We start from the raw sequence: 10103 nt of genomic DNA on the forward strand, positions 1-10103 counted from the left end.
GTTCGTCATCGTGTAGTTAATCGGACTGCTCAGCAAGTACTGGCAGTAATCCACTTTGGCAAAGCTCATGCCTCTAGTTTATGTCTGTCTCTGCGTAAGTCCTGTCCATCATGCAGCCATGCGGCAACTGTTGCAAAGGATTTGAAGTTAGAATCTTCTGCCACGGCTTGTGCCATGTAGCCGGCACTAGCACAGATACCCAACCCACCCAGGCGATCGCTATCAATAACCGGTAAGGTTTTCAGAAACGTAACCGCATTCTTGATGTCCTGCACTTTAGCCGCAGGCGATTCGTATTGGCGGGGCGCACCACCACTTTCACCCCAGTAGCGAAAGTCAAAGGTGAAGGCAGCAAATCCGCGATCGGCTAAGCGTTGAGCATAGACCGCAGGCATTTGTTCTTTCACGGTTGTCCAAGCACCGGTCACGACAATTACAGGGACCTTGTCTCCAGATTTGTAGGAAGTTGGCAGGTACAAGTTGCCCACCATCTGTTCACCCTCGCTCTGGAAGACAACCCGGTTGCGTCCGGGTTGGAAGGATGCAGGTCGTTCAGCCCTCACTTGTCCAGGTTCACCTGTAATTGCAGTAGGATTTACTGTCTCTGATAGGGCAACAGGGAGGAAGGAAAGAGAAACGAGTGCGATCGTGCCAGTTGCAATCAGGGATTGGATGACATTCATGGTTGGTTCCTCTGCTTGGATTTCAACAACTCAAGAGTAGAAAAAGTTCTCGAAAACCTAAAGCCCGATTCTTGCGCTGTTTTATCAAAATTTTGCGGTCTGCCCAGGAATACGGGTCAACTCATAACGTTCATGAGTTTTGATACCAAATTGTTGCGGTGGCACTTTGCGAACGATGGAAAAGCCTAGGTGCTTCCAAAACTGTAACCCCGCTTCATTTGCCTCGATCACTGACAGAGAAACTTGAAACGCACCTTGCGCTAATACCCAACGCTCAAAGGCTCGATAGAACTCTGTTCCTAACCCTTTTCCTCTCTGCCCAGGAGCAAGCATCATTAACCCAATCCACCAGGTTTGGTCGTCGGGATAATGGCGAATTGCTTCAATCATGCCTACCAGAATGTTGGACGAGTTAAACAAGCCCAAAATATATTTGTCCTCTATTGTCTTTCCTTCTGGTAGAGCCGTAAATTCATCCCGAGCGGCTGAGGGAGAGGGCGCGATTCCATCCGTTAGTAGAGCAAACTCTAGACACTGCTCATAAAGTTTTTGCAAGATTTCTGCGTTGTCTAGCGTAAGACGTTTTACTGAGTAGCCAGAGTGTTCTAAAAAGAAACTGGTTACAGTATCCATGCTGATTTTTACCGAATTAACTTGAGAACTTTGCCAGTTCTCAAGTGGTAAAGACAACTTTATCAATGTCTTCTAGTATTCGTTATTGACTAAATCGAACATTCCACCAAACAACGGTGAAAAGGGGGGGTTGTTATCCAGACACCAGAGTGAGTAGACCTAGAAGGAGTCAAACAAATCTGGGCTTGCCTACTTCCACTAACCAGTTTTTGTGACACAACCCGACCGCTTGACTCCGTCTAGTTTCAGTTGCTTTATGTGGAGTCGCAGGAAGTAGGTAGTGAGGGCGATCGCCCTTAATTAGGTGAAGTATGGTGAATTCAACTGTCCTTCACCTAATTAAGCATCCCGACAATCACTGACTTCTAGCGTCGGCTCACTTTCAAGAATCCTCCCACAGAGGCGATCGCTAGCAACCCAATCCAGCTGGAAGGTTCAGGAACTGATTGAGAATCATCATGAAAATTGAATCGGATAATTTCTCCCTGACCTGCAGCAATTCCTCGGTTCGCGATAAAGATATCCCCATTCTCACCAAACGTGAATGAAGTTGGGGCAAACAACCCCTCGCTCAGCAGGGTGGTGCGGGTTCCATTGGGGTTGAGGCGAGTTAATGCACCTGTGAGGTCACCGGACAATAAACCATTCGTGGCATATTCCAAAACATACAAGTTCCCATTGGCATCAAAATCTAAGTCAATGATGTTGGTAAAGCCTTCAGCAAAAATCTCAGGAACACCATTGGCAACGCGATAGACTCGTGCACCACCTACAGGAAACGGAAATCCGGTCAATTCACCGACATAGAGTGTATTGTCAGAACCACTAGCCACTGCATTGGGGACAGATTGCATCGGAATGTCAGGACCCCCAAATGGGTTGGTCACGAGACGACTCTCAAAGACTGATGCTAGATCAACTGCCCCATTATCCAGATTAGCTTTTAGCAGCGCGTTAGCACCCGCATCCGCAACGTAAGCGGTGTTGTTTTGGATGACAAAGCTGTAAGGGTTGGAATCGACTCCGCCTCCATCAGGATTTTCAGTTTGCTCAAAAGCGGCAACGTCTGCGATCGCCGTCCAATCAGAGCCACCATTGAGAGCATTAATTTTCAGCAGTTGTCCAAACTCTGGCACGCCCAAAGTACTTCGAGCAGCAGGATTACTACCCAGCCCGATGAGAACATAAGGTTGTCCAGTCGCATCAAAAGCAACATCATGAGCACCGGTTGCCTCGCTCCCGTCGGGTGCTGCTAACGATGGCAATCCAGTTACAACTCTCGTGACTGTGCCATTTTCAATGCGGGTCAGGGCTCCTGTGGCACCGTAACAAACGGATGCGGTTGGATTTGTGGGAGAAGGAATACAGGGTTCTGCACCACCCCGTCCTGCTTCAGTGACATAAAGAGCACCATTCGGGCCGATAGATAATCCTCGAGGATTATCTAAATCACTTGCAATTATCTTAAAGGTTGCAGCAAGCGCTGTGTTGCCGAGACCAAGAGCGACAACAGTTGCTCCGATTGTGGCAAAGGTGAAGTGCTTTAACATGGATAATCTCCCAAATGCGACGTTGCAGTAGGTTGTTTGAATCCGCTTACGCTTGCTCTTGCTTCACTGAGCAAAATCACCGACAAGTTAGGGCAACTGCCCTTTTAGAAGGCTGAATGAATTGTTGGATATCAAATAATTCTCTTTGCCCAAGTATATTTGATTAGAATAATAACTATTTAAAGTTTCGATGAAGTGCTAATTACGTATCTATACGCAGCAGTTGACAGCTAATGTCAGGAAGAGTGAGATCGCTCTAGAGGGCTGATCAAGCTGATTTCTTCTGTTCGGCGGCGACACGCTTCGCTTCGACCCCAGCGATAAACCCTAAGCGGACCGCGCGATCGCTCTCCTTTCACATACCCTTGTCATTTATGTAGTATAGCTGTAGTATGCAATTGCTACACAAGTAGCAAATGACTTTTCACGGCTCTAATCAGGTAGAGCATTGTCCTATGATTCCCCGAACGCACATCCGTAATATTGGCATTTCCGCTCACATCGACTCTGGTAAAACCACCCTCAGCGAGCGGATTCTGTACTACACGGGCAAAATTTACAAGATTGGTGAAGTTCGGGGAGGGAGCGATCGCGTTACGTTGGACTACATGGAGTTGGAGCAACAAAAAGGCATTACCATCACTTCTGCCGCAACAACTTGTGTTTGGAAGGAGACGCAAATCAATCTGATCGACACCCCTGGACACGTGGACTTCACGATTGAAGTGGAGCGTGCCTTGCGGGTGCTCGATGGTGCGATTATGGTGCTGTGCGCCGTGGCTGGTGTGCAGTCCCAATCCATCACCGTCGATCGGCAGATGAAGCGCTACCGAGTCCCGCGGATTGCCTTCATTAACAAGATGGATCGCTCAGGTGCCAATCCTTTCCGCGTCGTGGGATTGTTGCGAGAAAAACTGGCTCTAAACCCAGTCCTGCTTCAGTATCCGATCGGCAGCGAGGATCGCTTTGCAGGCGTCATTGATTTGATTGAAATGACAGCCAACTACTTTGCTGGTGAAAAAGGCGAAACTCGGGTCACTGAGTCGATTCCCGAACCCTTATGGGAGGAGGCAAAAGCAGCCCGAGAAAAGATGCTTGATCAACTCTCAATGGTTTCCGAACCCATAATGGAGATGCTCCTTGAGAACGCAGAAATTCCTAAAGAAATGATTTGGGAAACCCTGCGGCGAGCCACGTTAAGCTTGCAACTGACGCCAGTTTTGCTCGGTTCCGCCTTCAAAAATAAGGGGGTTCAGAACTTATTGGATGCGGTGGCGCTTTACTTGCCCTCACCAGTCGATCGAGAGGTGGTCAAAGCGATCGCGATTGCCACTCATGAGCCGATTCCTGTCTATCCAGACCCGGAGGGCGCACTGGTGGCCTTGGCTTTCAAAATTGCCCAAGATGACTACCGACAACTGACGTATACCCGCCTCTATTCGGGGACGCTGCGTCAAGGACAACGCATCTACAACAGTCGCACCCACCAACGGGTGCTGGTGAGCCAAATTGTGCAGATGCACGCGAATAAACAAGAGGAGGTCCAAAGTGCCACTGCTGGGGACATTGTCGCGCTGCTGGGGGTTGAGTGCGCTTCTGGCGATACGTTCTGCTCGGAAGGAACTCAGCTTTCTTTAGAAGGGATGTTTGTGCCAGAACCCGTGATGACGCTCGCGATCGCGCCCAAGAAACGGGACGATGCGGCTCAGATATCGAAGGCGCTGAATCGCTTTACTCGCGAAGATCCCACCTTCCGCGTCAGCATCGATCCGGAGTCCAAGAAAACCCTGATTTCGGGGATGGGCGAACTGCATCTAGAAATCTATATCGAACGCATGAAGCGGGAATACAACGCAGAAGTGGACGTCGGTGCGCCCGCCGTCGCTTATCGCGAAACCATTACCGAGTCAGCGACCTTCGACTATTGGCTCAAGAAGCAAGGTGGCGGTCCTGGTCAGTATGCTCATGTGGTCGGTCGGATTGAACCCTGTGGAGAACCGTTTGCGTTTGAGAATCGGGTGGTTGGGGGTACGATTCCCAAAGAATTCATCCCTGCTTGCGAGAAAGGGTTCCGCGAAGCGATCACGAATGGCCATCTCATCGGTTATCCGATTGTGGGGGTCAAAGTGATCCTAGAATCGGGGTCTTACCACGCAATTGACTCTTCGGAAATGGCATTCCGAACTGCGGCGAGTCTTGCCCTCAAGCAAGCCTTTGCCAAAGCCACGCCAGTCATCCTCGAACCGATGATGCTCGTGGAAGTGGAGACACCGAACGAGTATGTCGGGCGGGTCCAGGGCAATCTCTCGTCTCGTCGCGGCCTTCTGCTGGGTTCTGAGACGATGGCAAATTACGCCGTTATCCGGGCCGAAGTACCGTTCGTGGAAATGTTCGGTTATTCTGCCCAGTTGCGATCGCTGTCTTCCGGTCAAGCTAGTTTCTCCATGGAGTTTGCCTGCAACAAGGCGGTCCCTGCCAACTTGCAACAGCAGCTGATGGAAAACGCCGCTCATCTGCGCGGCTAAACCCTTCATCTGGAAATAGGTCTCAGGAGTGTGAGCGTCGCGGCACTCTGGGCTCGGGTTGAGGGGTATAACTTACTCCTCAAGATCCACGAATAGTGAACGGGGTGGTGCAGCAAATCTCAGTCAGATGCCATGAAACTGAAGGATGCTCGCCACCCCTCCCCAGGGGCCAAGAAGGGCTTACCATGATTGAGACCTTAAGGATATTTCAGCGATTGAGCATCCTTGAAACTCCTGCTGTCAGGAAGCTTCAGACAATAAAGTTCTATCTTAGGCTAATAGGGAATGGCAATGCGATCGCTCTCTTCTGCACTAAATCGCCAACTTGATCTCTAGTAGTCGCTATCCGCGACACAGATTCCCTGGCACTTGATGCCATTGGTTGCGGTTCTTAGGCAATGAGGACAGAGGATCTTTTCAGCATTTGACTCCGAATGACTCTTGTCTTCTACATGGGTTTGCACGATTTCTGGTTCAACCTGGGTATTCAGGGTCATAGAAGGAACGCTGGATGAAGCTGCCGACTGCTTTATTCTACAAGCCAGCCTAGGGCGTGCTTTAAAGCCTAGAGCCAAAGGAGAATTGCAGCGATGGAGAGCATGGCGAGATAATTCTCTGCCCGTTTCTCGTAGCGGGTGGCAATGCGTCGAAACTGCCTGAAGCGATTGATCGTTCGTTCAATGCGATTGCACTCTCGATAAGCCTGACGGTCAAATCGTGTCCCTCGTCGAGATTCATTCGAGCGACGGGGAATGACAGCTCCAATCCCACGTCGCTGTAAATAGAAGCGAATGGGATGTCCCGTGTAGGCTTTGTCTGCTGCTACTCGTTGCGGACGCAGACGGGGTCGTCCACAGCCAACTCGTTTGACCTCACCTTGCTCCATCAAAGACTCAAACACCACCGACTCGTTGCGTTGCCCAACCGTCAGCCGGAAGGTCACTGGTTTGCCATTGCCCTCACAGCGCAGATGAATCTTGGTGCTAAACCCACCTTTGCTATATCCCAGTGCTTCGCTCTCCGCATCACTGCCGCTTGCTCCTGCTGCATGTTGATGCGCTCGAATCACACTGCCATCCACAAAGTGCAGCCTTCAGTCAAACTCACCTGCACCATCAGCCTGCTGCTGTAACTGCTTCAGGATCTGTTGCCAGAGTCCACGCTTGCGCCAAGCATAGAAGCGTCCTGAGACAGTTTCCCACTCTCCATAGCGATCGGGCAAGTCCTGCCAAGGGGCTCCGGTGCGAAAAATCCACAGAATGCCATTGATGACGGTGCGATGGTCATTGGCAGGGCGTCCACCTTTTGGACTGGGTTTGGGCAACAGGGGTTGGAGTCGTTGCCATTGTTGATTGTTTAAGTCTTTACGTGAGATTGGATTGCGTGCAACCAATATCGTTACAGTTGTTCCTTATGTCTCTTCATCTCTATTCTAGCTTCGGGTTTTAAAGCACGTCCTAGGTTATTTAGTGCTCCAGCTTCACCATTGCGATTTAAGGTAGCACGATAGATTGTCAGTGCTTGCTGCCAAGATTTGATTGCTTCCTGATATTGACTCCTTCTGTATTGCTGCCCCCCTGCTCTAACCAACGACCTGCTTCTGTAATGCGGGACTCAAGGGTTTGTGCCTGAGTCACAGGAGTTGGGTTAGAAGTGATGGATAGCGGCAGTACTAGACCTACTGGAAGGGAGGCTAGGAGTGAGACTAAGAGGGCGATTCTTTGGGGGCGCATAAGCTGAGGAGTTGAATCAGGACATCGTACCTTGGCAACTAGAAGATGGGCGTTTGTATTATTGTGGGGTCTATGGGACTTGGCTTGCGCTTGGTTGCAGGAGGCGATCGCTCCATTGCTTGAGCGTTTGGGTGTCTGTGGCAGCGAGAAAATTGAACAAATCTAGAAGGACTGATTGATTTTCAGGATTGCCAACATTGTTTAAGGCTGCGGCTAGCGCGTCATACCAGAGGCCATTCTCGGCATAGAGGTTGGCACGTTTTTGGGCATTTGGTTCTGCTGCCAGTTGTTGCTCTAATTCTGGGCTAGGCTGCACCACTTGCATTTCCGCACTCACCACTACTGGTGGAAAGAAGCGATCGCACTGTAACGCCACCTGCCAAATATATTCGCCCGGTGGTAGCTCTGGTTGCTCAGCGGGTAACGAGAACTGCATCACCCCCGGTTGGCTCTGCATTTGCGTCTTATACAGCCCTTGCCCATTGGAGCGGAATAAGCGAAACTCTAGCGGGTAAGCTTCGCGATTGGGTACATACCAAGCAAACGTGGGCCGCTTTGCCGTCGTCAATCCCACATGGCTGTAAGGTACCAGAGTCGCCAGTTGACCAGAAGCATTCGCAGCGCAACCCCCTCTGGTGATCGTCGTGCTCGTAGTTCTGGGAGCTGAAGCTTTTTTCGGGGGCACATATTTCGCCATCGCCACAGGTGCCAGGGTCAGCCAGAAACCCAGGACTAAACCCACAAACCGTTGAGATCGCTGCGCTAGAGACAGTTGGAATTGATGAGTCATTTCCGCAATTCTCCCTATTTTGTGTTTAACGATAGGGGAAACACCGTAAACACACCAAGGCTTTGGCCACAATTTAGGTTTGCGGGAAAGCGCAATCCCCCTAACGCCACCACCTTTTTTGCTGCGGCCAAGTTAGCTCACACACCAGCCCCTTCGGATTGTTTGGGTAACGCCGAAAGCTGCCTCCCAACTGTCTCGCCAGGTTTTCTGCCAGTTGAGTTCCCATCCCAGCCCTAGAAGATTTGAACTTGAGCTGAGGAAATTTGCGAGCGAGAGACTGTTCTGGCATCTCCACTGCTACCCCAGCGAGCCCTCGCCCATTATCTGTGACCCGAATCACCTGCTGATTGCCTTCCGGTTGACAAGTTACGGTTAGGCGGGTTGCTCCCTCCGCATACTTGCCTACATTACACAAAGCTTCTTCCAGGAATCGACAGAGGGCTCGCTTGTGCTCCAAACGCAGGTGCTGCGTGTCTAAAGGCTCAAACTGCACAATCTTGAATTTGAGATGGCTGAAATGGGGCAAATCTCGTTCTAGGGTGTTGATGTACACCCTGTAGAGCAGTTCGTGAAGCGGTGCTTGCAGGGCAAACTCAATCTCTCCACCCAGTTGCAAATTCCCTGCCTCGTCAAACACCTTGCGCTGAGCAGAGCCAAAAATGGCATAGATCTCCTGCTTCATGCGCTGCAAATCGGAGAGCAAAGGCGAGGGGTGGTCTTGGGCTTGTTCTTCGCGCAACACTTTACTGAGCAGTTGCAACGGTTCGCTGTGAATGGCATCAAAAATTTGTTGAATCACAAACTGCCGCTCTTCCAAGCGCGATCGCAACTGCTGTTCATGACGGTAGAACAAGGCAGCAGTCAGCCCTGCTCCATTGAGCACCAATCCCAACAGGGCGGGCACTAGCGGAATCCACCAACCTAACAGAATCGCTCCATAACTGAGGCCAATCAAGCTGCCACTCGCCACGGCTAAGGCCAAAAGCAGACGCCCCGGCGATCGCAACCAACGCCCCAAACTGATACCGATTACACCCCAGCCGACAATCCACACATATTCCCAGCCGTCACTCCAAACTTTGAGTAACGGACGATTATCCAACACCGCACTGGTAATCTGGCTAATGGCATGGGCTTGCATCTCCACCCCGTAGATGCGCCCCGGATTAATCCCCGCGATCGCTCCAGAGTTCGCCAAATCCTTCGCACTAAACGACATCACCCCAATCAGCACCATCTTTCCCCGTAGCCAATCAGGATCAACCTGCCCTGCCTGAATCTGAGCCAGGGAGAGCACTCGAAAGGGCTTTAGCCCACTGCGAACATTGAGCAAAATTTGATTGCCCCCCGCATCCCCCCTGACATAGCCTCCGGTGTTAGGTTGAAACCGTGTCAGCTCCACTGAGTCAAAGCGCATGGCTTCTGCGTCTCGGATGCCGTTGTTGAGTTCAATGCCTTTGGTGGCGAGATATGCTTCTGTCAACCGCATCGTGAAGGAGAAATTATATTCTTCCTGGCGATCGTGCGCTCCAAGGAGACTGCGTCGCTGATACCCATCTCCATCGGGCACCACATCCGCAAACCCAACTTGTTCGGGTGGTAACGCTGGGGGAGGAGCCACGGTAAAGCCACTGCGGTCTGGGAGGGCAATTTCAGCACCGATTACATTGGCTTGGGTCCGAAAAATAGATGCTAAAGCTGCATGTCCCGGTTCTACAGGGAGATCTCGCACGATATCTAAACCGATGACGGCAGGCTGATAAGTTTGCAATCGATTAATTGACTGGGCAATCACACCATCCGGAATCGGATAGGTTTTAGCGCGTTGGATATCTGCTTCCGTAATCCCTACAATCACAATGCGCTCATCGGTCGGTTCGGAGGGGCGCGATCGCAACAGTTGATCCAGCACGACCAGTTCTAAAAACTGCAATCCTCCCGTCAGCCGAGCTAGAATGACTCCTGCAATTACTAGCAACCCTGGCAGCGCACTTCTCCGCCAGATCCTGCTTTCAGCTTGCAAGGTTTTCCAAAGTTGGTGGCTCACTAGTCAATCAGTCCTACTTCTCTGGCCCTCAATTCCGTCTGAATCCGCAGATTCTTGTCGGTGTCAGGATAGACTTCCAACACGTCTCGGATTTTGTTCCAATAGTATTGCACCGTCCGCTCCGAGATGTTCATCCGCTTCG

At 50.9% G+C, this 10103-nt stretch carries 8 protein-coding genes and 1 pseudogene; 1 reads left to right on the forward strand and 8 read right to left on the reverse strand.

Features of this window, described 5'->3' with window-relative positions:
- Window positions 1-65: 65 nt before the first annotated feature.
- The 3 genes from H6F68_RS28620 to H6F68_RS25545 form a co-directional block, all read right to left on the reverse strand.
- Window positions 66-683 carry an alpha/beta hydrolase gene (locus H6F68_RS28620; protein ID WP_242065659.1) on the reverse strand — a complete coding sequence of 206 codons (618 nt, stop codon included), beginning with the start codon at window positions 681-683 and terminating at the stop codon, window positions 66-68.
- An 84-nt stretch (window positions 684-767) separates the two neighbouring features.
- On the reverse strand, window positions 768-1316 hold the full coding sequence (locus tag H6F68_RS25540; protein WP_190563411.1) for a GNAT family N-acetyltransferase: 549 nt from the start codon (window positions 1314-1316) through the stop codon (window positions 768-770).
- Between the two features lie 365 nt (window positions 1317-1681).
- Window positions 1682-2866: a ScyD/ScyE family protein gene (locus H6F68_RS25545; RefSeq protein ID WP_190563413.1), complete on the reverse strand. Its 1185-nt coding sequence runs from the start codon at window positions 2864-2866 to the stop codon at window positions 1682-1684.
- 455 nt (window positions 2867-3321) lie between these two features.
- Between H6F68_RS25545 and fusA the strand changes: the two genes are divergently transcribed.
- Window positions 3322-5391 (forward strand): elongation factor G, encoded by a 2070-nt coding sequence (gene fusA / locus H6F68_RS25550; RefSeq protein ID WP_190563415.1) that lies wholly within the window; start codon window positions 3322-3324, stop codon window positions 5389-5391.
- Between the two features lie 332 nt (window positions 5392-5723).
- On the opposite strand, the gene H6F68_RS25555 is transcribed toward fusA, so the two are convergent.
- The 5 genes and pseudogenes from H6F68_RS25555 to H6F68_RS25575 form a co-directional block, all read right to left on the reverse strand.
- Window positions 5724-5888, reverse strand: a complete 165-nt coding sequence (locus H6F68_RS25555; RefSeq protein ID WP_190563417.1) for a hypothetical protein — start codon at window positions 5886-5888, stop codon at window positions 5724-5726.
- A 68-nt stretch (window positions 5889-5956) separates the two neighbouring features.
- Window positions 5957-6766 (reverse strand): annotated as a pseudogene (locus H6F68_RS25560) (IS5 family transposase).
- 139 nt (window positions 6767-6905) lie between these two features.
- Window positions 6906-7124: a hypothetical protein gene (locus H6F68_RS25565; RefSeq protein WP_190563419.1), complete on the reverse strand. Its 219-nt coding sequence runs from the start codon at window positions 7122-7124 to the stop codon at window positions 6906-6908.
- A gap of 70 nt (window positions 7125-7194) precedes the next feature.
- Complete coding sequence (locus tag H6F68_RS25570) at window positions 7195-7914, reverse strand: DUF928 domain-containing protein (protein ID WP_190563421.1); 720 nt, start codon at window positions 7912-7914, stop codon at window positions 7195-7197.
- Between the two features lie 100 nt (window positions 7915-8014).
- The gene (locus tag H6F68_RS25575) at window positions 8015-9961 is read right to left on the reverse strand and encodes a CHASE2 domain-containing protein (protein ID WP_190563423.1); all 1947 of its coding nucleotides are present in this window, start codon (window positions 9959-9961) and stop codon (window positions 8015-8017) included.
- Window positions 9962-10103: the final 142 nt, after the last annotated feature.

Origin of the sequence: Trichocoleus sp. FACHB-262, assembly GCF_014696035.1 — a bacterium.
Taxonomy (GTDB): Bacteria; Cyanobacteriota; Cyanobacteriia; order FACHB-46; family FACHB-46; genus Trichocoleus.

Coding starts and splice junctions, on each gene's coding strand:
- H6F68_RS28620 (WP_242065659.1), bottom strand. CDS start 683: ATGAATGTCATCCAATCCCTGATTGCAACTGGCACGATCGCACTCGTT.
- H6F68_RS25540 (WP_190563411.1), bottom strand. CDS start 1,316: ATGGATACTGTAACCAGTTTCTTTTTAGAACACTCTGGCTACTCAGTA.
- H6F68_RS25545 (WP_190563413.1), bottom strand. CDS start 2,866: ATGTTAAAGCACTTCACCTTTGCCACAATCGGAGCAACTGTTGTCGCT.
- fusA (WP_190563415.1), top strand. CDS start 3,322: ATGATTCCCCGAACGCACATCCGTAATATTGGCATTTCCGCTCACATC.
- H6F68_RS25555 (WP_190563417.1), bottom strand. CDS start 5,888: ATGACCCTGAATACCCAGGTTGAACCAGAAATCGTGCAAACCCATGTA.
- H6F68_RS25565 (WP_190563419.1), bottom strand. CDS start 7,124: ATGCGCCCCCAAAGAATCGCCCTCTTAGTCTCACTCCTAGCCTCCCTT.
- H6F68_RS25570 (WP_190563421.1), bottom strand. CDS start 7,914: ATGACTCATCAATTCCAACTGTCTCTAGCGCAGCGATCTCAACGGTTT.